General features: G+C 59.2%; 12 protein-coding genes. 9 read left to right on the top strand and 3 right to left on the bottom strand.

Annotated elements, in window-relative coordinates; translation table 11 throughout:
- Positions 1-1,401 precede the first annotated feature (1,401 nt).
- Positions 1,402-10,335 (top strand): isopeptide-forming domain-containing fimbrial protein, encoded by an 8,934-nt coding sequence (locus C1722_RS11805; protein ID WP_180995181.1) that lies wholly within the window; start codon positions 1,402-1,404, stop codon positions 10,333-10,335.
- 57 nt (positions 10,336-10,392) lie between these two features.
- Here the strand turns inward: C1722_RS11805 and C1722_RS11800 are convergent, their stop codons facing one another.
- Complete coding sequence (locus tag C1722_RS11800) at positions 10,393-10,743, bottom strand: TFIIB-type zinc ribbon-containing protein (RefSeq protein WP_244902540.1); 351 nt, start codon at positions 10,741-10,743, stop codon at positions 10,393-10,395.
- 183 nt (positions 10,744-10,926) lie between these two features.
- On the opposite strand from C1722_RS11800, the gene C1722_RS11795 reads away from it, so the two are divergent.
- From C1722_RS11795 to C1722_RS11765, 7 genes are all read left to right on the top strand, one after another.
- Positions 10,927-12,903, top strand: a complete 1,977-nt coding sequence (locus C1722_RS11795) for a thiamine pyrophosphate-dependent enzyme (protein ID WP_102379408.1) — start codon at positions 10,927-10,929, stop codon at positions 12,901-12,903.
- Positions 12,896-13,492: a 2-oxoacid:acceptor oxidoreductase family protein gene (locus C1722_RS11790; RefSeq protein WP_102379407.1), complete on the top strand. Its 597-nt coding sequence runs from the start codon at positions 12,896-12,898 to the stop codon at positions 13,490-13,492. The genes C1722_RS11795 and C1722_RS11790 overlap by 8 nt, the downstream gene beginning before the upstream one ends.
- A gap of 95 nt (positions 13,493-13,587) precedes the next feature.
- Positions 13,588-14,580, top strand: a complete 993-nt coding sequence (locus C1722_RS11785) for a GGDEF domain-containing protein (RefSeq protein WP_102379406.1) — start codon at positions 13,588-13,590, stop codon at positions 14,578-14,580.
- Between the two features lie 67 nt (positions 14,581-14,647).
- The gene (locus C1722_RS11780) at positions 14,648-15,883 is read left to right on the top strand and encodes a phenylacetate--CoA ligase family protein (protein ID WP_102379405.1); all 1,236 of its coding nucleotides are present in this window, start codon (positions 14,648-14,650) and stop codon (positions 15,881-15,883) included.
- A gap of 238 nt (positions 15,884-16,121) precedes the next feature.
- Positions 16,122-17,645: a sodium:solute symporter family protein gene (locus C1722_RS11775; RefSeq protein WP_102379404.1), complete on the top strand. Its 1,524-nt coding sequence runs from the start codon at positions 16,122-16,124 to the stop codon at positions 17,643-17,645.
- 359 nt (positions 17,646-18,004) lie between these two features.
- The gene (locus tag C1722_RS11770) at positions 18,005-19,681 is read left to right on the top strand and encodes a Na+/H+ antiporter NhaC family protein (RefSeq protein WP_102379650.1); all 1,677 of its coding nucleotides are present in this window, start codon (positions 18,005-18,007) and stop codon (positions 19,679-19,681) included.
- 267 nt (positions 19,682-19,948) lie between these two features.
- Positions 19,949-21,499, top strand: coding sequence for an FAD-dependent oxidoreductase (locus C1722_RS11765; RefSeq protein WP_102379403.1), 1,551 nt, complete (start codon positions 19,949-19,951; stop codon positions 21,497-21,499).
- Between the two features lie 390 nt (positions 21,500-21,889).
- On the opposite strand, the gene C1722_RS11760 is transcribed toward C1722_RS11765, so the two are convergent.
- Complete coding sequence (locus C1722_RS11760; protein ID WP_244902539.1) at positions 21,890-23,326, bottom strand: helix-turn-helix transcriptional regulator; 1,437 nt, start codon at positions 23,324-23,326, stop codon at positions 21,890-21,892.
- Positions 23,327-23,430: 104 nt separating this feature from the next.
- Positions 23,431-24,075, bottom strand: a complete 645-nt coding sequence (locus C1722_RS11755) for a 5-formyltetrahydrofolate cyclo-ligase (RefSeq protein WP_102379648.1) — start codon at positions 24,073-24,075, stop codon at positions 23,431-23,433.
- 511 nt (positions 24,076-24,586) lie between these two features.
- Between C1722_RS11755 and C1722_RS11750 the strand changes: the two genes are divergently transcribed.
- Positions 24,587-25,126 carry an RrF2 family transcriptional regulator gene (locus C1722_RS11750; RefSeq protein WP_102379402.1) on the top strand — a complete coding sequence of 180 codons (540 nt, stop codon included), beginning with the start codon at positions 24,587-24,589 and terminating at the stop codon, positions 25,124-25,126.
- Positions 25,127-25,246: the final 120 nt, after the last annotated feature.

The raw sequence follows: 25,246 nt of genomic DNA, 5'->3' as shown, positions 1-25,246 counted from the left end.
GTTACCATTCAGGTTGATGGAGACGATGCGATCGGTTTAAACGAAGAGCCGTTTGAGCATGGAATGCCAACGCTCGAAGAATATATTGAGCAGGTCGCGGGCGGAAATGCGATTGCAGCGCTGTCTGTAGAGGGCGATGAGAGCGAAGTTGCATCAGCCCAGCTTGCAGAAATATACGCTTCTTCGGATCCGGAAATGGTTCCAGGCAAACCTCGGTATTACAATGCGCGATGGGACGATGCGATTGCAAAAGTGAAAGCAACTGGCGTTTCCGGAACCGAATTCGCCGATACGTCGGTTAAATCAAATGACGGCAGCGCGCTCGTTCCGTGGAACGGCGATCTTGCTGGTGCTACTCCATTGCATGGTGGAACCGGATCGGTCGATGATCCGTACCAAATCTATTCTGCCGAAGAGTTGCGATACGCTTTGGTGAATCAGAAATCATGCAAGCTTATGCAGGACATCGATCTTGGCGGGCTGCAGGGTCGCAACTGGGTTGCTGTCTCGATTACGACACCGATTGTTGTTGACGGTAACGGACATACCGTCTGGAATATGTATTCGTATAGCGATAACGCCACAAGTGGAAATGATGACCCCGTAGGATTTCTTGGCGATGTAACCGTTGAGGATTTTTACCTCAAGAACCTTACGATGTCTAATACGAAATGCGAAGCAGTTACTCAGTCGAATGCTCGCATGGCAACAGTGATTGGAAGTTTCCGCGCTGGCCATGTAGATAATTGCGCTTTGGAGAATGCTCTCGTCGGCCCTAGGAACTACGTGGGCGGCGATGCGGTCATCAATAGCTTGCATGGTGTTGGAGGCATGTTCACTTCTTCGAACAAAGCTCCTGAGGGACAGGTATTCATCACCAACACCTATACGAAAAACGTTCATGTGCGAGGGACCGATTGCGTCGCTAATTTTTTCGAAGGTGGTTGGGGACGTCGGGACACGTATGGTGATAAATCTCTCATAACCATCGACAACTGCGCGGCAATCGACGGTACGGTTATCGCGTCATCCGGTCATTCAGGTGGTTTTCTATCGTGCACGGGAGTCACTAAGTGCACCAACAGTTTTGCGAACCTTGATTGTTACGGTGCTAAGACTACAGCTCCGTTCTGCGGCGTAATCCATAACTGGGTTGACATCGAAAACTGTTGGTCAAGTGGAAAAGTCGAAGGCGTAAGCTACAGCGGTGGGTTTGTGAGCGGAGTCGATGCGTACGACACCCATCAATCAACTTTCAAAAACTGCTACTCTACAGCGATGGTCGGCATGGGTGCCGCCGCTCAAAACATGGGTGGCTTTGTCGGTTCAACTGCACCGATAACGTCGACCTCCCCTGCCATAGCATTTGAAAACTGCTACGCTGCGGGCGAAGTTGGTACTTTGAAGTCAAAGCCCGATGGGACGGCTGTCGATGATTCGGGAAACGTGGTGACGACCACGGGCGGCTTTGCGGGTGGAGTTGGCCCGACGACAACGATGACGAACTGCTATTACGATAAGCAGACAACGGGATCGGCAGAAAAGGGCATCAATGATGCACCTTCGCCCATGGTGTCGGGGCTTCTCACCAAATCACTCACAACAAAGAATATGGGTGCTGGGTGGTCTACCTCGAACGGCAGCACATATCCTCAACTGTCTGCGTTTACCACGGGCACATGGGGCGGGAGCGCGAAGCTCGGAGAACTTGCACGGGCCTATTCCCAAGCATCGGTGTCAACGGTGTTCCTTTACCCGTGCAATAACGATGCATTCGATCCCGCTGCAACGGATTACGATACCGTACGCAAGATTCGGTACGCGTTCCCCCTGACCAACAATAAGATGGTCAACAATGCGTCCATCGATACCTCGTGGGTGTACGATCCCGACAACAAAGCGTATTACCCCAATGACAGTCCGCTCAACCCGGGAACGAAGATCATCACGCTCTCTGCCGCCCAAGGCGAACCCGCTATGGACGAGGTGAGCGTGACTGCGGTTGCCTCGGGTATTGGATGGCTGCGTGTGTATTCGGACTACGATGGGGTGGTGGGCACGCGAAACCTGCGTCTCGTTCCAACCACGTCGGTTGCGATCGGAACCGACAATACGGCCATCGTCGGTTCCGACGCAACCGTGTACGCGCAAGCGACAAGTACAGACCCTCAGTACAAGCCGCTTGAAGATGATCTTACGCTGTTCGATCATCGCGAAGGCATTAAATTCATCATTGCTACGTCAGTCAATCTTCAAGAGTACATGGACGATAGCAAGCCGGTGGGAGATGGCGGATATGCGTCGATTGAAGATAAGATGGCGGCGCACGGTATCGGCTGCACTGACTTTGCCGATCCGAATCTCAATGTGACGACGACAATCGTTGGCAAAACCAATCTTGACTACGACATCAAGTTGAAAAACGCCGGAGGCGGGGAACTCGAGCAAGTCGTTCGTCTGTCGGTGCGGAAAGTCATACCGAGCGATGTCGAGGGCCAGCCCCCCACGTATTCTGTGCCGCTTGAGTGGACCGATTCGCTTGTCAAGCTGTTCACCGATCAACGTTCAGCGGAAATGAGCGAAACGGGAACGTATCTCCTCAGCTATTCGTGGATGGATCCGACGAAAACATCAACGCAGGCCGAGGGAACGAAATACCTGACGGTGGTGCCGCCTCTCTCGCTTTCCTATCATCTCGACTACGTTCCGTCGGGATCGTCCGACGATCTTTACGCAAAGGATCCGGGCGCCTACCAAAACACGCAAACCATCAACGAGAAAGCAGTCGCTTTCCCGGAGACGGCCAAGCTTCCCGAGCAGCCCGTACGCTTCGGCTACGACTTTACCGGGTGGGTTTACAACCGAGATAAAAGCCAATCGTTTACGGCCGATACCCCCATTACGGCGGTAACGGATTCGTCGGGCCGCACCGAAACCGATATCTCGATATTGGCCACTTGGTTGGCTCATTCGCACAACATCGTGATCAAAGACGCTAAGGGCGGAAGCGAGAAGGAAACGATCAACTCGGCTTTCGATAGAGGCGTGCTAAGCGAGCTCGCCGGCAAAGAAAGTCTGTTCAACGACCGCGTCGATCCGGGAAAATCGGAGTTTCTTGGATGGCGTATCGAGAGCGGTATGGGAGAGACCCGCATGGGCACCTACGTTTCGGCAACCGATACGGTTCCCGACAACGATATAGTGGTGTATCCGTCGTTTGGAACGGTGGTTTCGGCCAACATAAGCGCATACAACGAAACGCAGGGTGATATCGGCGGACACGTGACCAATCGCGTGGGCGATCTCGTTACGTACACGATTTCGATCAAAAACAGCTCACCGGGATTGGAGTGGCACAACGCGACTATTCTCGATGAGCTGCCAAACGGCATCGATGTGGTGGCTGACAGCATTACGCTTTCCAAGGCAGGCGAAAAGCCCGTTAAGCTGCCCGATACGGTTTACGACGAGACGAGAGGGGAGAACGGATCCATCGTCCATACGATGGATGTGCCCCTCGCCACCGACGATGAGTACCATCTGTCGTTTCAGGTGAAGATAAACGAGGATGCGCCGTATGTGAGCTCGGGTGCCGGCGTGGGCATACTGAATTCCGCAACCGTTGACGGCACCGACGCCGACGGTGACGAAGTTGCGGCGACGACCGGCGAGGCAAAACTGCCCGGAACGGGATTCGTGTCGTTTACGCCTGCCGATAAATGGGTTACCAAGAATGCCTCGAATCTTACCGACCCCGGTGCTCCCACGGCTCAGGTCGGCGACATCATTCAATACGCTATCGAGATCGGCAACAAGAGCGACGATTCCAATTCTCGTTGGGAAAATGCTTGGTTCTACGATAAGGTCCCGTCGGGGCTCGCGGTGGAAACCGCGAGCATTGCGATGACTCACCCCATCGAAGACGGATCCGGTGCGACGCATGAGCACATTGTGCCGACGGGCTACGATCCGAGCACGGGCGAGATTTCCGTATCCGCCGGCGTGCTCAAGGCGGGAGAGAAAGCGACGCTTACGTTTAAGGTGATCGTTACGTCGGATGCGGTTGGGCAATCGATTAAAAACACCGCATGGGCGGTTACCGACGGCAAAGAAAACCCCACCGATCCGCCCGACAACCCAGGCGATGTGGTGAACCCGCCCAAGCCCGATCCCGACAATCCCGACCCCGATAGCCCCGATCCCGACCCCACGGATCCGGTTGGTCCGGGCGGCGAAGGCAAATCGCAGCTGAGCGTGGCGAAATCGACCAATGTGACCGAAGCGTCGCCGGGCAGCATCATCCCCTATACCATCACCGTATCGAATGCGGGCGACGCCCACGCTAAAGATATTGTTGTCACCGACGAGTTGCCCGAAGGGCTTTCGTACGTTTCGTCGGTTCCGGCGGCACAGGTCAGCGGACAAACGGTTTCGTGGACGCTCACGGTGCCTGCGGGCATGAGCGTCACGCGTACCGTTATGGCTCGCGTGACCGGCGATGTGGGCGCAACCATCGAAAACGGCGTCACCGTTACCGATCCAGCCGATCCCGACAATCCCGTGAACCCGCCGGTCAATCCTCCCATCGAGGTGGTTCCCGGAAGCGATAAGCCCGATGTGCACATTGCGAAAACATCGAGTGCCGACACGGCGATTACCGGCAGTCAGCTCACGTATGCGCTCTTTGTCAGCAACAGCGGATCGGCCGATGCGAAAAACGTCGTCGTGACCGACCAGCTTCCCGCAGGCACGCTGTTCATCAGCGCGAGCAACGGGGGAACGTACCGCAACGGGGTGGCCCTTTGGACCGTTGACGTACCGGCCGGCCAAACCAAGCAGATCGACTTGACGGTCAAGGTTCAATCCAAGACCGGGACTCTCGTGAACATGGCGACAGCCGTGCACGGGGGTTCGGCCGACGTGAGCGACCCGGTGCAGACTTCCATTTCGCAAGCGCCCGTCGTCGAAGACAAACCGCGGCTCTCGGTAACGAAAACAACCGATGCGACTTCGGTGGCGAAGGGAAGCCAGATCCCGTATACCATCACGGTTACGAATTCGGGCAAGGGCGATGCGAAGAACATCGAGATCGTCGATGCGCTGCCCGAGGGCCTTGCGTACGTGTCGAGCTCCCCCGACGCTACGAAGGTCGAAGGCAACACCGTCAGTTGGACGGTCGACGTTGCGTCGGGGCAGACGGTCGAACGCACGCTTACCGTGGAGGTGACGGGAGACGTGGGTTCGAGCATCGAGAACGGGGTGAGCGTTACGAATCCCGACGGCGGTGATCCGATCGCACCGCCCGACAAGCCTTCTATCGACGTAACCGATCCCGACGACAGCAAAGATGTGGTCGATCTTTCCATAGCGAAGGCGGCAGATGCCGATTCGGCCCAGTTCGGCGATGCGGTTACCTACACCATCACCGTGTACAACAAAGGCGGAAAAGAAGCTGCCGATGTGACGGTTTCCGATGCGCTGCCGGCGGGGCTTTCGTTCACGTCGGGCGATGCGGGCGTTACGGCTGCGAACGGTGCGGTTTCGTGGAAGGGGAGCGTGCCCGCGCAGGGCAATGCGTCTTTCCGGTTCGTGGCGGAAGTAACGGCAAAAAATGCGACGCTGGTCAACACGGCGGTTGCTGAATACGAGGGGAGCCGCGTTTCCTCGGAGCCGATAACGGTGGCTGTGGCTACAGAGCCTGCTGGCGGCGATAAGAAGCCGAAGCTTGCGGTTACGAAAACCACGAGTGCCACGAGCGCATCGCCGGGCTCTCTCATCCCCTATACCATCACCGTGTCGAATACAGGCGACGGCGATGCTGCGGACGTGCCGATCGTCGATACGCTGCCGTCCGGTTTGGAGTACGTGTCGAGCACGCCTTCGGGAACGTACGACAAGGATGCCCATACGGTCACGTGGAACCTCGATGTCGCAGCCGGCGGACAGGCGGTGTGCGTCATCACCGCCCGCGTTGCCGAGACTGCTGCGGGGGCGATAGAGAATTCCGTCGAGGTGACCGACCCCGGCGACCCCGACAATCCCGTCACGCCGCCCGATAAGCCTTCGGTAGACGTTACCGATCCCGATCCCGACGAGGGTGCAAGCGTATCGCTTGCGAAGTCGGCCAGCGCTTCGACTACGGTACCCGGTGGCCAGATCACCTATACCCTCACGCTTACCAACACCGGACAGGCCGATGCAAGCGGCGTGGCCGTAACCGACGCGCTGCCTGCGGGATCGAGTTTCGTTATGGCGAGCGATGGAGCGACCTGCGAAAACAATACGGTGCACTGGATTGTCGACGTGCCTGCGGGAGAACAGAAGGAGCTGACCTTCACGGTCAACGCCCCCTCGTCGAGCGGCAGCATGCTGAACACGGCCCAGGCGCAGCTGGGCGATGAAACGGTGAAGTCCGACACGGTAACTACGGCCGTCAAGGAAGAGGCGACGGGCGGTACGGGAAAAGCCGAACTGTCGGTATCCAAATCCACCTCGGTCTCTCAAGCGATGCCCGGATCGGTTGTTCCCTACACCATAACCGTTTCCAATACCGGCGATGCCGATGCGACCGATGTCGAGATCGTTGACGAACTTCCTGCAGGGCTTGCCTACGTGTCGAGCAACCCTGCTGGCAAAGTTGAAGGAAACAAGGTTACCTGGAAAGCGACCGTGAAGGCGGGCGGATCGGTTACGCGTATCATCAGCGCTCGCGTGACGGGGGCTGCAGGACAGAGCATTGCGAACAGCGTGACGGTCGTCGATCCGACGGATCCCGACAATCCCGTCGTACCGCCTACCGATCCTACGATCGACATTCCCGAGCAGGGAACCGTAACCGGCGTCCTCACGGTTGATACGGGAACGGCTGCAACGGGAGACACCATCCGCTACACGCTCACCGTCACCAACGCTACCAAGGCCGACGCGACGGGCGTGCGGGCCGTTCACAAGCTGCCCGTAGGCGTGAGCTTCAAGACCGCGAGCGATGAGGGGAGCTATACGCCCGACGGTGCCGCCGCTTCGATGGCGATGCTCGATGCAGAGGCTGCGGATGAAGCGGAAAACGATGCCGGAACCGTTACGTGGACCATGGATGTTCCCGCTGGAACGTCGGTGTCGCGTGTGGTTTCGGCTAAAGTTACGGCGCAGAGCGGTACACTCGTGAGCACGGCCGACTTGATACACGGGGGCAAGACGATTGCGGCGAACCCCGTATCGACCGTCGTGCCGGTGGACGGATCGGCATCCGGCACGCCCAAGATCAGCGTGTCGAAAACAACGACGGTATCTCAGGCGGCGCCGAGATCCCAGATTCCCTACACCATAACCGTGCGCAATACCGGCGACGGCAAAGCGTCTAACCTGGTCGTTTCGGATAAGCTTCCGGATTCGCTGACCTACGTGTCGAGCAGTGCGGGGGGATCCTACGACGGAGGCTCGCACGAAGTGAGCTGGACCATTCCTGCGCTGGATGCGGGGCAGACGATAACGCGTACCATTATCGCCCAGGTGAACGATGGTGCGACGGGAAGCATCGAGAACAACGTCGAAGTGATCGATCCGGCCAACCCCGATACCCCGATAGCCCCTCCCTCGATTCCCGATACGCCCGTGGTCGATCCGGCCGACGAAGCGAAACCGCTTCTCGGCATAGCGAAATCGGCAAGTGCGGATGCCGTCAAATACAACGACGAAATCACCTACACCGTGACCGTTTCCAACACGGGAACAGCCGATGCGAAAGGTGTGGCGGTTACCGACGCGCTTCCAAAAGGCCTTGAGTTCGTCGAGGCGGCCGACGGAGGCGCATGCGCGGAGGGCACGGTTTCCTGGACGGTTGACGTACCTGCTGGAAAGACGGTCGAGCGTGCTTTTAGAGCGAAGGTGGCCTCGAAGAGCGGTACGCTTTCGAACATCGCGCGCGCTGCCTATAACGGTGCAACGGTTTCATCCGATCCCGTTAGCACGTCGGTTTCTTCCGATCCTTCCGGCGGCGCGGGCGCACCCGATATGTCGGTTACCAAAACAACGCCCGTCGCGCAGGCCGCACAGGGTTCCGAGATTCCCTACATCGTTACGGTGACCAACACCGGCGACGGGGACGCTTTGGGGTATCGGATCGTCGATGTGCTGCCCGAGGGGCTCACGTATGTGTCGAGCACGCCTGCGGCAACCGTGCACGGCCAGGAAGTCGTGTGGACCGTCGATGTTCCGAAGGGCACCTCGGTTACCCGTACGGTTATCGCGAAGGTGACCGGCGAAATCGGTTCGACCGTCAAGAACAGCGTGACCGTGACCGATCCCGATGGCAATGGGGCCGTGACGCCGCCCGTCGATCCGCCCGTCGATGTAACCGACCCTGAGAAGCGGGCCGACATGCACATATCCAAGTCGGCTAAAACCGACAGCGCGCCCGCAGGCGGACGGCTCGTGTATCTTATCACGCTGACCAACACCGGCGACGGGGATGCGACGGGTGTTGCCGTTTCCGACAAGCTGCCCATGAACACCTCGTTCATGGAGGCGAGCGATGGCGGCACCTATGACCAGAAAACCAACAAGGTGCTGTGGTCGGTCGATGTTGCCGCTGGCCAAACCAAGCAGATAACCCTTGCAGTTAAGGTTGAAGCGCTATCGGGCACGCTTGTGAACGTCGCCACTGAAACGTACGACGGGAAAAGCGAGTCGAGCATTCCCGCCATCGCTACCTCGGTTACCGATGAGATTACCGAGGCCGATCCTGAAGCATCCGTGTCGAAGACCGTGCGGAACGTGACGGCCGAAACGGAAGGTCGGGACGGTGCCGACGATATGGCAACGTGGCGCGACGGCGACGTGCTCGAATACGCGATCGTGGCGGCGAACGCGAAAGCGAACTCAACGTGGCGCGAGGTCGTGCTTTCCGACGTACTGCCCGACGGTCTCGAGCTTGTTGCAGAAAAGCCCATCCGATACACCGCTCCCGGCGCTGCTGATGCGAGCGAGCTCGAGGGGGCCTACGATGAAGGATCGCACGCGATACGCGTGGAAACGGGAGATATTTCCGGCGGCCAGCAGGCATCGCTGTCATATCGTGCCCGGATCAGCGCGGGAGATGATTATTCGGTCGATGCACAGCTGCGCAATCGCGTGCAAGCGGCGGGTTACGTACCCGATGGGGGCACCGAAGTGATCGAGGAATCGACGGTGTCCGTGCCCACGCCCGAGCCGCTGGCCGTCAAGGAGCTGACGAAGCGGGCGGTGAATCTGACCGATCCCTCCGGTGATGTCTTGCAGGTGGGCGATCGCATCCGCTATACCGTCACCGCGACGAATTGCGAGCCGAACCCCCGATCGATTTGGAAGAACGCTTACGTGTACGATCGCGTGCCCGAAGGCCTTGACGTCGATACGGCAACCCTGAAGCTCGTCGCCTCCGATGGAAGAACGTATAGCGTCTCCGATTGCTTCGATCCCGAAACACGTGAGATCGTCGTTTCGGCGGGACCGATTTTCGGTGGCAGCGCTGCAACGGTCGAGTTCGAGGCGACGATTCCCCTAAGCGCCGTCGGGCAAGACATCGCAAACGTTGCTTTGGTGGGAACCCTCGAGTCCGTCGATCCGACGGTGCCCGAGCAACCGGGAAAACCCGGTATCGACAGCGTCCCCAACCCTGCCGAACCCGCACCCGACGACGATCCGATAAACCCGAACCCCGGGCCGACCGATCCCGTTGTGCCCAACGGCGATGGGTCGGTGCTCTTGGCCGACCCCGATCCTTCGATTGACAAGGTCGTTGCGGATCTCGATGGAGACGGTTCGTACGATAACGGCGACGAGGTGCTCTATACGGTTACGGTTGCAAACAACCGAACAGGTTCGGTGTGGTACGGCGTGGAAGTGACCGACACCATTCCGCTTGGCCTTAAGCTCGACGTTCGATCGATCAGGTTCGCCGGCCCCGATAAGGTGTTCTCCGACGTGGCATCCACCTGTTACGACGAAGCCACGCGAAAGCTCGTCGTGCCGATAGGGGACGTGTACGGCGGGGAAACCTACGTGCTGTCGTATGCCTGTACGCTCGACTTCTCGCTCGGTACGGGCGATGTGGTCAATCACGTGGTTGCCGTGGGCGGGGAGCCGGGGGGCTCCGACAACGATCCGTCCGTCGAAGGCGGCGCATCGATCGCGAAGCCGCTTGTTCCGTGGAATCCCACCGCTCTTGCGCGTTCGGGCGACATGAACGGCAATCTCGTTTCGCTGATAGCCCTCGTTGCGCTGTTGGCGGGTGGTTTGGCGACGGGCGCCACCCGTGCATCGCGCAACAGGATGCGAACGCGCGACGCGAAGCGATAGGAAAAGGCATGCTGGGCTGCGGGCGAATGCCCAGCGGCCCAGCGCCGTTCGATGCTCTTAATCCCCGAAATCGAAGAGGTCGCCGAGGAAGCTTTCCCGCTTCTTTTTCTTGCCTTTCTTGTAGTAGTCATCGTCGCAGCGGCGATCGTCATGGCGACGATCCTCGTATTTTCGCTTGTCGTACGAGCGGTCGTCATAAGGGCGCTCGTCGTAGCGAGCTTCTGCGCGTTGGGGCCGCGGCGCTGCTTGCGCTGCGGGCATGCTTTCGGCTGAACGTTCGATGATCTTATCGAGCTCGCCGCGATCGAGCCAAACGCCTCGGCATTGCGGGCAATAGTCGATCTCGATGCCCTGTCGCTCGCTCATGACCAAATCGACGTTGCATAAGGGGCACTTCAGGAAAACCACCTGCTCTCGTGTCGGGTGCGGTTTTTCGGATTATACCAGCGGGCGCCTTACCGACCCGATGCGCCGTGCGGCTCGTTCAAAAACACATCTGCGGTACAATGGGCGAATCGAATCTTGGGCGGCTCGGCTCGGGTGCACTGCCGCGAGCCTGCCGTAAACAATCAAGGCGAAGCAGGCGAGATTATGCAGAAGCAACTACTGATGGGCAACGAGGCGTTCGCCCACGCCGCACTCAATGCCGGCATCCGCGTGGCGGCCGGTTATCCGGGCACCCCCTCGTCGGAAGTCATCGAGGCGATCGCTGAGGAGCATGCGGCGGGCCGCGCTCGGGGCGTCCATGTGGAATGGTCGACCAACGAAAAGGCGGCGCTCGAGCTTTTGGCGGGTGCGGCGTATGCGGGCGCCCGCACGCTGTTCACGTGCAAGCAGGTCGGTCTCAACGTGGCGAGCGATGCGCTCATGAGCTTGAACTACGTCGGCGTCAAGGGCGGAACGGTGTTGTTCGTTGCCGACGATCCGGGCCCCATCTCGTCGCAGACCGAGCAGGACACCCGACGGTTCGGCAGCTTCGCGAAGGTGCCGGTGTTTGACCCCGCCACGCCCGACCAGGGTTGCGATATGATCGAAGCCGCCTACGAGCTTTCCGAGGCCTACCGCACGCCGGTGATCGTTCGCCCGACCACCCGCGTCTGCCATGCTTCGACGTTTCTCGCGTTTCCCGAAACCACTACGGCGCGCGATATTCCAGCCGAGGGTTTCGTGCGCAGTTCCAAATGGGTCATTTTCCCCAAACGGGCCTTTGAAGCCCACGGTGAGATCAACGAGCGGCTTGTGCAGATTGCCGACGACTACTCCACCGGTGCGCTTGCTGCGTTCAACCCCGTCGAAGAAGGCGGTAGCGTCCAGGGGCAAAGGCCGCGGCTCGGCATCGTTGCTGGAGGCGTGAGCACCATGTATGCCCGCGAGGCGCTGCGAATGCTCGCCGAGCGTTGCGACGCTGCGGGGATCGAGGTGCCCGCGTACCGTTTCATGCAGATCGGAACGCCGTATCCGTTCCCTGAAAAGGCGGTCGAGACGTTCGCCGAGGGACTCGACCAGATCATCGTGTTCGAGGAGCTCGACCACGTGATCGAAGACGGCCTGCTCGCGCTGTGCGGCAAGCTGCATGCGGGCTACGATGTGTTCGGCAAGCTGAACGGCTACGCGCGTGACCGCGGCGAGAACACGGTCGATGACATCTTCGATCGCATTGCCCGCTATCTGGGCCTCGAGCGAGTGCTCGAGGCGGTGGGCTCATCCGAATCCGAAACGGCTCCGCTTGCCTACGACGGGCCGCTGCCCATGAGGCCCCCGGTGCTGTGCGCGGGGTGCCCTCACCGGGGAAGCTTCTACGCGATCAAGCGCGCGCTCGGCAAGACGCCCGCCGTGCTCTGCGGCGATATCGGATGCTATACGCTTGGCAACGCCATGCCGCTCGATGCGGTCGATACGTGCTTGTGCATGGGCGCGGGCATTACGATGGCGCAGGGTTTTTCGATCGTTGAACCAGAAAAGAAAACCGTCGCCTTCGTGGGCGATTCGACGTTCTTTGCCTCGGGCTTGACCGGCATCGTGAACGCCGTGTACAACCAGCACGACATCACGGTTGCGGTGCTCGATAACGCAACGACCGCAATGACCGGTTCGCAGCCCCATCCGGGAACGGGCGTGACGATGATGGGCCCGAAGAGCGCGCCGGTTTCGATCGAGGCGGTACTCAAGGCCGTGGGATTCGAGTGCATCGTGCACGCCAATCCGTTTGTTCTCGAGGAGAGCGTCGCGGCTGCTAAGGTGGCTATCGGGTTCGACGGCCCGTCGGCGATCATCTACGAGGGCCCGTGCATATCGCTTTCAAAACCGGGCGAGCCGGTATCCATCGATGCTGCGGTCTGCACGGGCTGCAAGAAGTGCATCACCGAGATAGGGTGCCCGGGCATCGGCTTCGATGCGGGTGCGTGCGGTCCGGCGAGCGGCGGCAGGGGTCAGGCGTTCATCGACCGAAGCCTGTGCAACGGGTGCGGCCTGTGCGTGCAGGTGTGCCCGTTCCATGCGATACGGCTTCCGGAATCGCCGAATGATTCTGCCAGTGGTTCTCGGGCGGGGGGAGGCACCGATGCTTAACATACTGCTTGCCGGAGTCGGCGGCCAAGGAACCGTGCTTGCAGCCAAGTTGCTCGCGCAGGCGGCCGAGGCAAAAGGATGGCAAGTGCGCACTGCCGAAACGATCGGTATGGCGCAACGCGGCGGCAACGTCGTTTCCCATGTTCGCATGGGCGACGAGGGCGAGCCGGTATACGCTCCGCTCATCGCGCGTGGTACCGCCGACCTGATCGTTGCCTTCGAGCCTGCTGAAGCGGCTCGCGTGCTTGGGTACCTCAAGCCCGGTGGAACGATGGTTTGCGCCTCGACGGCCATCCAGCCGGTATCGGCGGCGCTTTCGAGTACGCCCTATGTTGCGAGCGAAGTACTTCAAAACCTTGCGGGCGAGATAGAGCAAGCGGGCGGTTCGTTCTTTGCCGTCGACGATGCTTCGCTGGTCGAAAAGGCAGGTGGACGTAAGTCTCTCAACGTGATGCTTCTGGCCTGTGCTTTGGCCGAGGGGGGCTTGGCCGTTACGGTCGATGATTTACGCCGTGCCATTCCCGCCTGCGTGAAGGAGCGGTTCGTCGACATGAATTTACGGGCCATCGATCTTTCAATTGCGCGTTAAAGCAGGAGCGCTTTCACGATCGATCCTGTTATTATGAGCGGAGAAGTCATAGATGGCTTCGCTCGGGTCGGGCGAAATGCGAGACAGGTGGCACCATGGCGATAGCCGAAGAGCAGGCTTTTAAGGACAAGGCAATCGAGCTCGCGCGCAACCTATGGCGCTCCTACCTTATCGACCAGTCCGAGGCGGGCGATGCCTACATCGCGAACTCCCTCGATATGGAAGCGCTTTCCGTTATCGGAACGGGCCGTCATGAGTTCTGCTCGACGGCCGAGCAGTTCTTCGAGAATCTCGGAAACGATCGATCGGAGGCCGAAGACGTTGCGTTCGAGATTCTCGACGAATACTACGAGGCGCGCATTATCGATGCCGAAGTGTGCTTGGTGTTCGGTACGCTATGGGTTCGCGAGCGTCCGAAAGAACCGAAGCTCTTGCTCGTTGAGATGGATACGCGCTTCAGCATTCTGATCCATCGGATGGACGGCGAACTGAAAGTCGTCCATCTGCACCATTCCACGCCGAACGCCGATCAAAGGCTCAACGAGTTCTATCCGAAAACCGCCACCGAGCGTGCGAACGCTGCGCTCGAATACTCGAAAGAGCTTGAACGTCGCGCCGACCTCGATTCGATGACCGGGCTTCTCAACCGTATGGCGTTCGAGCGAACGGTCGAGGAGCGGCTTGTGCGCGGCGTACCCGATGCGGTGCTGTTCATGATCGACCTGGATAACTTCAAATCGGTCAACGATACGCTCGGTCACCTCGCGGGCGATCGCGTCATCATGGATTTCGCCGACGAGCTCAGAAGCGTTTTTCTCCGTGATGCGGTGATCGGACGTATGGGCGGCGATGAGTTTGCGGTGCTGGTAGGCGATCGGGCGAGCGTCGAGGAGGCCGAAGCGAAAGCGGGAAAGCTCATCGAGCAATGGGCCGAGCGCGGCTCGGATAAGCCCATTGCCTTTAGCTGTTCGGTCGGTATGGCGCGGGTTGCCGGCACACGGGATTTCCCGGTGCTCTACCGTGCGGCCGATGAGGCGCTGTATACCAGCAAACGAAACGGCAAAGGGCGATGCGCCTGGTTCGAATGATATATCCTGCCAAGTTGAAAAATCTCACGATGCTCCATACTCTATTATGATAAAGTAACGAATCGCTATGAACATCGCGCCTGAACAATTCGAGCTCATCAAAGAGCAGTTCAAAACGCTTAAGGAGCGCTCTGAATTCTATGCCCGAAAATTCGAGGGCATCGACTTGAGCGACGTGCAGACGCAGGAGGATTTCGAGAAGCTACCGTTCTCCGAGAAAGACGATCTGCGCAAGGTGTACCCGCTCGGGCTCCAGGCCGTTCCCGACGAGGAGATCGTACGCATCCATTCCTCGAGCGGCACGACCGGCACGCCGGTCATCATCCCCTACACGCAGCAGGACGTGACCGACTGGGCCATCCAGTTCGCACGCTGCTACGAGATGGCGGGGATCACGAACCTCGACCGCATCCAGATCACTCCCGGTTACGGTCTGTGGACTGCGGGCATCGGCTTTCAGCTGGGTGCCGAGCGGCTGGGCGCTATGGCTATCCCCATGGGGCCGGGCAACACCGAAAAACAGCTGCGCATGATGGAGGATTTGCAGTCCACTGTTCTGTGCGCGACGAGCTCGTACGCGCTGCTTCTCGCCGAGGCCATTGCCGAGAAGGGCCTCCGCGACAAGCTCCATTTGCGCAAAGGCGTCATCGGCTCCGAGCGCTGGGGCGATAAGATGCGCAACCGCATCGCCGACGAGCTGGGCGTCGAGCTCTACGACATCTACGGCCTGACCGAAATCTACGGGCCTGGCATCGGCATTTCTTGCGACGAGCATTCCGGCATGCATATTTGGGACGACTATGTATACTGCGAGATCATCGATCCGAAAACGGGAAAGAACGTTCCCGACGGCGAATCGGGCGAGCTCGTGCTAACCACGCTGCGCAAGCAGGGCGCGCCGCTCATCCGCTACCGCACGCACGACCTTACGCGCATCATCCCAGGCGAGTGCGCCTGCGGCTCGCATCATCCGCGCATCGACATCCTCATCGGCCGTACCGACGACATGGTTAAGGTTAAGGGCGTCAACATGTTCCCCGCGCAGATCGAGGAAGTCATCAAGTTCACCGACGGCGCCTCGTCCGAATACCAGGTCATGATCGACCACCTGTTCGGCAAGGATATCATCACCGTGTTCTTCGAGACCACCGCCACGGGCGACGATAAGAAACGCGTCGAAGAAGAGCTCGCTTTCATCTTCAAGGGAAAGATCGGCTGCACGCCGGTCGCTAAAGGCGTTGCCATCGGGGAGCTTCCGCGCTCCGAGAAAAAGACGCAGCGCATCTTCGATAATCGATATTAATAGCACATGGGTTCATCAGAGCTTTTCGCAAAGCCAAAAGGCCCCTGCGCAAAGTTCCGACGAGGCCATGTGCGCTTTCATCTTCCGAATAGCTGCATCGAGGCGGCTGATTCGCCTCAGCGGATCGCAATCGGAATCCCCTGTGAGAAAACAAGAACGCGAACAGGTATTTCACGTGAAACAAGCAATTGACCGGGCATGCGGCAAGCATGGACGGTGACATGAAAAGGAACGCAACATGATCGAGAAAATCTGCATGGTCCTCATATTCGTCGGCGTCGCAGTCGGCGTCGGCATCTACTGCCGAAAACATACGTCGAGCGTCGACGGCTTCGTGCTCGGCGGGCGCAACGTCGGCCCGTGGCTTTCGGCGTTCGCCTTCGGTACGAGTTACTTCTCGGCGGTAATATTCGTCGGCTACGCCGGGCAGTTCGGATGGAAGTACGGATTGGCGGCAACGTGGATCGGCGTGGGTAACGCGATTCTCGGCAGTCTGCTTGCCTGGTGGGTGCTCGGACCGCGTACGCGCGAGGTGACTCATCGGCTGAAAGCGGCGACCATGCCCGAATTCTTCGGTGCACGCTATAAGAGCAAACCGCTGCGCATCGCTGCGGCAGCCATCATCTTCGTGTTTCTGATCCCCTACACGGCGAGCGTCTACAACGGCTTATCGCGGTTGTTCGGCATGGCGTTCGGCCTGCCCTACGAGGTGTGCGTGATCGGCATGGCGGCGGTTACCTGCATCTACGTGGTTCTCGGCGGGTATATGGCCACAGTTATGAACGACTTCATCCAGGGCATCGTCATGCTGTTCGGCATCGTGGCGGTGATCGTTGCGGTGCTCGTCAACAACGGTGGTTTCACCGAAGCCATCAACCAGTTGTCGTTCATCCCCTCGGAGACGTCCGAAATGGCCGGACCTTTCGTAAGCTTCTTCGGGCCCGATCTGTTTAACCTGATGGGCGTCATCATCCTCACGAGCCTCGGTACCTGGGGCCTGCCCCAGATGGTGCAGAAGTTCTACGCGATCAAAAGCGGACCTGCGGTCAAGCAGGGTGCCATCATCTCGACGGTGTTCGCGCTCGTGGTGGCGGGCGGCAGCTACTTCCTCGGCGGGTTCGGCCGTTTGTACGGCGGGGAAATCGAGATGACTGCCGCCGGTACGCCGGTGTACGACAGCATCATTCCCACCATGCTCTCGACGCTTCCCGATCTGCTTATCGGCATCGTGATCGTACTCGTGCTCTCGGCTTCGATGTCGACGCTTTCCTCGCTTGTGCTCACCTCGTCGTCGACGCTCACGCTCGACCTCATCAAAGACAACATCGTGAAGAACATGAGCGAGAAGAAGCAGCTTTCTTACATGCGCGTGCTGCTCGTGGTATTCGTTATCATCTCGGCGGTGATGGCGCTCGTGCAGTACAACTCGTCGATCACGTTCATCGCGCAGCTCATGTCCATTTCCTGGGGAGCGCTTGCGGGCTCGTTTCTCGGTCCGTTTTTCTGGGGCCTGTTCAGCGGGCGCATCTCGAAATCGTCGGTGTGGGCGAGCTTCGTCGTGGGCGTGGGGCTTACGGTGGGCAACATGGCGCTCGGCTCCCCGATATCGCCCATCAACTGCGGTGCCCTTGCGATGGTGCTTTCGCTCGTCATCGTTCCGCTCGTGAGCTTGGTTACGCCCAAAGTTCCCTTCGACGTCGATCCTCCGCATCCCGAGGGCGCGATCGATCGCGAATATGTGCACGAACTCGAAGAGCAGTAAGCAGAAGAGCGCGCGGTCGGATGCAAGCCGTTGTCGCCGATGCATCTGACCGCGCGTATCGAACCGATTGCGGGAGCCTCCGTTCGGCACCCGCGTCGAGTGGCGGTTCGGCGTGCTTGACGAGGCTCGGCTCGCTCGCCTTTGCGGTCGTTCGCCAAATTAAAGCGCGTTTCCCCTTCTTCGGAAGCGCCGTCCCCGCTATACTAATGCCCATTGAACTGTGCGAATCCCGCCGTGCGACCGTTCTTCGTTTCGGATGGCATGGCCTGGCACGTGCGGCACGCGTGCCAGGGGCATCCGAAAAGGGGACCGATATCGGGGGTTCGCGTTTTGGTACCGCATCGATTAAGGGGATTCGTATGGAAGGTTTTGACCTCATCTCAACTGGTGTATGGTCGATCGTTCCTCCCATCTTGGCCTTGGGCCTCGCGCTGATTACGAAGGAAGTGTATTCTTCGCTTGCGATCGGCGTATTCGTGGGAATGATCATCTACCAATTTACGTTGAACGGTGCCGGCTTCGAACAGCTCATCTCGTCGTTTACGATGGTGCCGCAGATGATGGCTGAACAGATAGCCGGGAACGGGGCGCTGATCCTATTCCTTGCGTTGCTGGGGGCGCTCGTCGTAGTCATTGCGACGGCAGGCGGCTCCAAGGCGTACGGCGAATGGGTATCGACCCACATCAAGAACGCGAAGATGGCCCAGATCCTTACAGCGGGGCTCGGCATTATCATCTTCGTCGACGATTACTTCAACTGCCTGACCGTCGGTGCGGTCATGCGTCCGGTGACGGACCGATTCAACATCAGCCGTGAAAAGCTCGCATGGATCATCGACTCTACGGCCGCACCGGTGTGCATCATCGCACCGGTCTCCTCGTGGGCGGTTGCCGTCGGCGGCTACCTCGGCGAGGGCGGTTTCTCCACGTTTGTCGCATCAATTCCGTACAATTTTTATGCGCTTCTGACCATCGCGTTCGTTTTCTTCATGTGCGCGACCAACCTCGATTTCGGCCCGATGAAAACCGCCGAGCTCGAAGCGCATCGTTCTATGGCCGAAAAGCAGCGTATCCCCGGCGCCAAGGTGCTCAAGTCGGTGGCGACGGCCGGCATTCCGAAAGGAACCGATCCCGACAACACCCCGCCCTACGAAAACGACCTTCCGACGGTGGTTGCCGAGGAAAGCGAAGTGCTCGATGCTGCTGCGCAGACGATTGACGACTTCAAGGGTATCAAGGTGTCAGATAAGGGCAGGGTTTTCGACCTTATCATCCCGATCGTTGTGCTCATAATCTTCTCGATTGCAGGGATGTTGTACGTAGGCGGTTTCTTCGAAGGCGTTGACTTCGCTGAAGCGGTCGGCGCGGACCCGGTATCGGGCCTGTGCATCGGCGTATGCGTTGCGCTCGTGGTGGCAGCGGCTATGTTCCTGCCGCGCGGACTCACTACGCTTGCGGGCTACATGGAGGGCATCGCCGAGGGCGTGCGCTCGATGGTGGGGGCTATCATGATCCTCGTGCTCGCGTGGAGCTTGGGCGGCACGTGCCGCTATATGCTCGGTACGGGCGAGTTCGTGAGCAACTTCCTCAACACCATCGGCGTAGATCTGGCGCTTCTGCCAGCGGTCATCTTCCTTGTTGCGGCGTTCATCGGCTTCTCGATGGGCACCTCGTGGGGTACGATCGCGCTCATCCTGCCCATCGTGATCGGCGTGTTCCCGGCTGACGGCCCGCTGTTCCTCGTGGCGGTAGGCGCAACGCTCGGCGGCGCGGTATACGGCGACCACATCTCGCCCATCTCGGATACGACTATTCTCTCGTCTGCAGGTGCGCAGTGCAACCACCTGCGCCACGTTGCCACGCAGATCCCGTATGCGACGCTTGTGATGGTCGTCTGCTTCTTCTGCTACATCATCGCTGCGTTCGTGGGCAACCCGTGGATACCGCTTGTCATCGGTGCGATTGTTACGGTGATCGCCGTCGTTGTTCTGGCGAAAACTGGCGTGAAACTGCCCGGGAAGAAGAAGGCCGCGTAGAAAAAGTAGCGCCTCTCGTTGCGAACCTCAGCGGCCGCCGAATCGATTCGGCGGCCGCTTCGCTTTCGCGCTGTCGCATCTGGAGGCAAGATAAGCTCTTGGACAGGCACGATAATACAGATTTAGCGATTACCACGTTTCGTGCGACACCCTTGAACCTTTTCGTGCGACAGAAGCGTTCCCCTGGATGTATATAGTTTGCTTCGCTGCCGCGGCAAAACGGTCGCATAGGCAGCTTCTACATACAGCAAATTGAGAGGAGCTTCCATGGGGGAGAGGAAACTATTCAGCAGAAGGCAGTTCGTTGCGGGCGTCGCGGTGCTCGGAGGCACGCTGGCGCTTACTGCGTGCGGTGCGAACCCGAAGCCCGAGAGCACGACGGGCGGCGAGGGCGGTTCGGGCGCCGAGGCTAAGGAAACCGACATCATCGTTATCGGATCGGGTCTTGCCGGCTCGGCATGCGCCCGTGCGGCGGCGCTCGGCGGAGCTAAGGTGACGCTCGTCGACAAGGCGCCGTTCTACATGTCGACGTTTCTCACGTCGCTCGGCAACGTATCGATCGCCCAGGTTCCCGAGAACAAAGAGTTTTGGCTGTTCGAGGACGGCGAGGCTGACACGATGGAGGCGTTTACCGAGCGCTACAAGGCGGCTACCGAGATCGGTAAAGTCAATGCACCGTATCCGGATTACGAGCGCATGCAGCGCATGATGGAAGAGAGCTGCGAGACCATCACCTGGGCGAACGAAATGGGCATCGGGTTCAAAGAGTCGTTCACCAAAGAGCAGGTGGGAACCGATACGGTGAAACCGGATGCCCCGGCCGACACCTCCATCAAAGCGGGGCAGAACGTTGCCGACGCCTTCCAGGCCGAGCTTGAGAAGCTCGGTGTCGAGATCATGCTTTCAACTGAAGCGACCAAGCTTTTGCAGGACGGCGATACGGTCGTCGGCGTAACGGTCAAAGAAGGCAAGCAGGAGCAGGACATCAAGGCGAAGGCCGTCGTGTTGGCTACCGGCGGATTCGGCGGCAGCGATGCCTACCGCGACGAGCTGGTGCCCGCCATCAACAAGATGGGCTTCCAGTACCTCGGCAATGCGATGAACACCGGCGACGGTATGACCATGGCGACGGCCATCGGCGCCGCCACCTATGACGACTGCTGGGTCATACCAAACGTCATCATGCCCACCCGCACGCTCACCGAAGCGGAGCCTGGATTCGCGAAGCTCTGCGATACGGGCATCGAGGGTGCGGCAACGTCCTCGAAGATGCTCGTGGATGCTTCGGGCAAGCGCTTCGTCAACGAAGCCGGCCCGACGACCGCGCTCGCGACGTCCATGACCGACAACGCGGCCGGCCCGTACTACGTGCTGTTCGACAGCTCGAATGCTGATGTGGTAGCGCTTATCGAAAAGGGCCTCGATACGGGTGACGTGTTCAAGGCCGACAGCATCGAAGAGCTTGCGACTGCTGCGAACGCGGCATCGCTTGCCGAGACGTTCGCTGCCTACCAGGCGGCCGTCGAAGCCGGTGTCGATAACGAGTTCAACAAGAAGGCCGAGATGCTCGTGCCGTATCAGGACGGTCCGTACTACCTCGTTTCGTTCGTGCCCTCGTTCGTGGCCACGATGGGCGGCGTGCGCACCAACGGCGACTGTCAGGCCATCCGCGAGGACGAATCGGCTATCGACGGCCTGTACGCGATCGGCGAATGCACGCATCGCTTCATGTACAACCGCAGCTTCGTGCGCCATTGCTCCAATTCGAGTGCGCTCACGATGGGCCGTTTGACCGGCGCCGCGCTCGCCGAAGCGTAAATCCGCAACAGCACCGACCCTTGCCTCCTCCCGTACGAGAGCCGCTGCGACATCCCCGTCGCGGCGGCTCTCGTTGTGCGCGGGCGTCTCGCGTGGGTGCTTGTGCGTCAAATCCGCTTCTTCGCGGCAGAAAAACCGAGTAATTCGTCATTTTGCGGAGTGGTTTCTGCAGCGTTTTCCATGAAAAGGCTTCTGATCTGGCGTCCCGTAAAGCTTGGGGGCAAGATCACTATCCAGCGCTGCGTTTTGAGATGCCCGATGACGAATTGCTCGGTTTTTCTGCCAGCTGCGTCTGGCTTAGCGTGCCGCTTAGCCGAAAGAATTCCGTAATCCCCCGAAGTCCGTCTCAACGGCCCGCCGAGGCTTATCGCGAAAGCCTACCGCGAAAGCCTACCGCAAAAGCCGCGCTTCCATCTCTTCGATGAGGTCGAGGAGCTCTTGGCGCGAGTGGATGCCCAGCTTGGCGTAGGTTCTGCGCAGGTGGGTTTTCACGGTGTGCTCGGACAGCACGAAGTAGTCGGCGATGTAGCGGGCGCTGCGTCCGGCGGAGAACTCGCGGATGATCTCGACTTCCCGATCTGACAGGTTGTAGGTTTCGCGAAGCAGCCCGAGAGCCGCCTCGGTGGCATCGGCTTGCGCGGCGGCAGGATCGGCCAGCTCGTCGGGCGCATCGTCGAGGCGATGCTCTTTCTGCTTCGAAGAGTAACGCAGGTAGCTTGCGAAAATGAGAGATACCGTAACGACGAGAATCCAAATGGAAACGATGAGTACGGTATGCAGCTCGAGAGCGAGCGGTTCGTAGAGTACCTGAGCCAGCAGCCGTCCGCCGGCGATCGAGAGGCGCGCAACTCCCAGAGCAAGTCCGAGCAGGAAAAACGCCGGCAGCTTGCGCTCGTAGGCCTCGCTGATGAACGTGAGCCACAGAAGCACGTAAAACGACATGAGGAACGTCGTCATCATCGCGCCGGCGAGGAAGTTGTCGCCGGCGTCGAAGCTTCGGTACAAGAGGATCGACGCAAGACAGAGCGCGGCGATCGGGCAGATGTAGTCGATGTTCGCCTTCTTGAGCTTCAGCACGGCCAGAATGGCGCACATGGCAAGCGCAACGCCGATGGCGATCCATGCGGTCAGGTCGGTTTGCGCGTATTGCAGATCGGCGAAGATGTCCATCTGGATGATGAACCCGCAGACGGCGGAGAACACGAGCGTTCCCGCCACCGCGCGGCGCGTGCGCGAGAAGGCTTCGGCCATCGAGGTTTTCGGCGCGACGGCTTCTTTCATACGTTGCGCGACCGATTCGTTGTTGGCAAGGCAATAGAACAGCATAGCGGCGGAGGCTGCAAACACGATCAGCAAGACGATTTGCCGAGACCCGGGGAACAGCGCGCTCGAAATCGGCTGGATGAGCGTGTCGATGAAATACCCGAGCGCTATCATGAGCAGCGAATGGAATGGTCGGTAGCTCGTGAACACCTGCATCCAGCACAGGATCATGAGCGACCATCCCATACCCGATGCGGCCTGCATGAGGAACAGCGCGATGTCGGACTGATTCCCCGATGCGATGAGCAGGGCGTAGGCCACCGCGACGCCGATTCCCGCCCAGAAGAGCTTCCTTGTGTTCTCGATGCGGACGAAATACGAGAGGAGCGCGACGGCGAGAAACGTGCAGCCGTCGAAAGCGAGTCCTGCGAGGGCGAAAGGTCCGGGATTGTACGGCCCCGAATTGAGATCGAGCAGACGTGCTCCCTGCAGGAAGCCGAAGCCGACGGTCGCCACGATGGCGAGCGTCATCATCTTTTTGTCGAAGAGCTTTTGCTGTTCCACGCTAATGCCTGTCGCTGAGTTTTTCCGGACGGCGTCTGAACGCACGGCGCTGAGTGTAGCATAGGTTTTGATGCCGGGGGAGTTTCCTTGCCATGCCGAAACCTTCAAGCCGATACGATTGCGGGGAGTTGTTTGTCGTGCGGTTCGCACGGTACCGAATCGATGCGCTGCTCCTCGAATGCAACCCCGATGGCCACTGCGTCGTCGCGGAGGTCGTCGATGAGCCGATCGTAATTGCCGCCCCCGTAGCCGAGGCGGTTGTTCTCGCCGTCGAATGCAACGAGGGGAACAATGACCACGTCGAGCATCGGCGTATCGACGAGGGGGTAGGATGCAAGGGCGGGATCGTCGTCCGCAAACGATCTGAGGGGATGATCGAGAAACGCAACGCCGCCGTGCTCGTACTGCTCGCGCGAGACCGCCCGAAACGTCATCGAGGTGTTCCGGCCCGTTTCGGTGGGGTGTTTCACCATGCAGGGAAAGCATGCCGTGAGCCCGCGCTCGTACACCTCTTCGATGAAGCAATCGAGCGATACCTCGCTCTTCATCGCTTGGTAGAGCGCGACGGCAAGCGGCTCCTGCCGATAGCATACACCCGCAGCGCTCGAAACGTTTTCGCGGGCTAAGCGTATGTCGTCGAGCATTTCGGTGAGGACGCCGCATATGGTTGTGCACTTTTCCGCATGCACGCGTGTCTCGATGCCGTCCCGGCGTTCCAGGACGAATGCCCTTGCTTCGCTTTTTTCCACATCCACCTCCGTTGTGCTTGCATTAGGATAACGCTTTGTCGGAGCGGGGTACCCCTCGATTCGTCGTCATCGGTTGCAAGGCGGACCTTTCGCGTCGTACGGTCTTGTTGCGAGGCGAAAAATCATACTAAACAGGTCAGAATTATGGAGAAATTGGCAATAATGTAACCCTTTCCCATCTATTTGCGCCAAAATGAGGGAAATTGCTTGCGGAAGAACTTACATTCCGTGTAGACTGCGATACGGTAAGGAAAAAGGTTGTTGATCGTTGGCAAGACCGCAGGCCGGAGGGCAGTGCCGAAAGCACCCGCATCGAGGGTCTCGGATGGAAGGAAGAAGACGCTGCGGCGTCTTCCTTCATTTCAGGATAACGATTAGTGAAACGCTTATAGTTGGCGTTGTCGTGCAACCGAAACGAAAGCTCTTCCGCGCTCAGCGCGGAAACTGTGCCCGCCCGGGAAGAGGCGGTGCGCAACGGCCTAAGTCGGAAACGACAGAAAGTGGGGAAAGGATGCAGTTGAAGGCTTCTACGGATTACGGAATCCGCACCATCCTCTATTTAGCGGCGGAAAAAGACGTACGTTCCTCGAAGGAGATCGCCCGTGAAATGTCGATACCTCGAGATTACCTCATCCAGCTTGCGCAGCTGTTGCGTAACGCCGGCCTCATCGAGGCGAAGCCGGGCAAGCACGGTGGGTACGCTCTTGCGCGCGACGCATCCGATATCACGCTTCTCGAGGTCATCGCCGCTATGGAAGATGCCATCAAAGTAGAGGAGTGCTCGGGTGATCAAAACACCTGCGATCGCGATCCCGCTGATTGCAACCAGTTCTACCCGGAGGAAGATTCGTCGGGCAAGAGCGAGAACAGCGAAAAGGCATGCAAGGTGCGCCGCTCCTATGCGCTCATCCAGGAAAGCTTCAACGCGTACCTCAACAGCCTGACGGTCGACCTTCTGCTCGACTGTGCGCGCGAAGCGCATTGCAGCGTCGAGTATCTGTCGAAGAAGCTTTCTGAAGAAAGCAAACGGCTTTCTGCGATGGTGGCATAGCGAACAGCACCTGCGAACTGCGCAGGCAGATCGGCGGCTGCGAGCGGCTGTGAATAACGCCGCGAACCGAACGATTGCCGACCCCGGAAATATCCGGGGTCGGTTTCTTTTTCTGCAGAG

Source organism: Raoultibacter timonensis (genome assembly GCF_900240215.1).
Classification (GTDB): Bacteria; Actinomycetota; Coriobacteriia; order Coriobacteriales; family Eggerthellaceae; genus Raoultibacter; species Raoultibacter timonensis.
The sequence above is the reverse complement of the archived record's forward strand: the minus strand, read 5'-3'. Positions and strand labels throughout refer to the sequence as shown.

What these genes read in the sequence shown, in the direction of transcription:
- C1722_RS11770 (WP_102379650.1), top strand. Translation starts at nt 18,005, where the DNA reads ATGGAAGGTTTTGACCTCATCTCAACTGGTGTATGGTCGATCGTTCCT.
- C1722_RS11795 (WP_102379408.1), top strand. Translation starts at nt 10,927, where the DNA reads ATGCAGAAGCAACTACTGATGGGCAACGAGGCGTTCGCCCACGCCGCA.
- C1722_RS11780 (WP_102379405.1), top strand. Translation starts at nt 14,648, where the DNA reads ATGAACATCGCGCCTGAACAATTCGAGCTCATCAAAGAGCAGTTCAAA.
- C1722_RS11765 (WP_102379403.1), top strand. Translation starts at nt 19,949, where the DNA reads ATGGGGGAGAGGAAACTATTCAGCAGAAGGCAGTTCGTTGCGGGCGTC.
- C1722_RS11785 (WP_102379406.1), top strand. Translation starts at nt 13,588, where the DNA reads ATGGCGATAGCCGAAGAGCAGGCTTTTAAGGACAAGGCAATCGAGCTC.
- C1722_RS11750 (WP_102379402.1), top strand. Translation starts at nt 24,587, where the DNA reads ATGCAGTTGAAGGCTTCTACGGATTACGGAATCCGCACCATCCTCTAT.
- C1722_RS11790 (WP_102379407.1), top strand. Translation starts at nt 12,896, where the DNA reads ATGCTTAACATACTGCTTGCCGGAGTCGGCGGCCAAGGAACCGTGCTT.
- C1722_RS11775 (WP_102379404.1), top strand. Translation starts at nt 16,122, where the DNA reads ATGATCGAGAAAATCTGCATGGTCCTCATATTCGTCGGCGTCGCAGTC.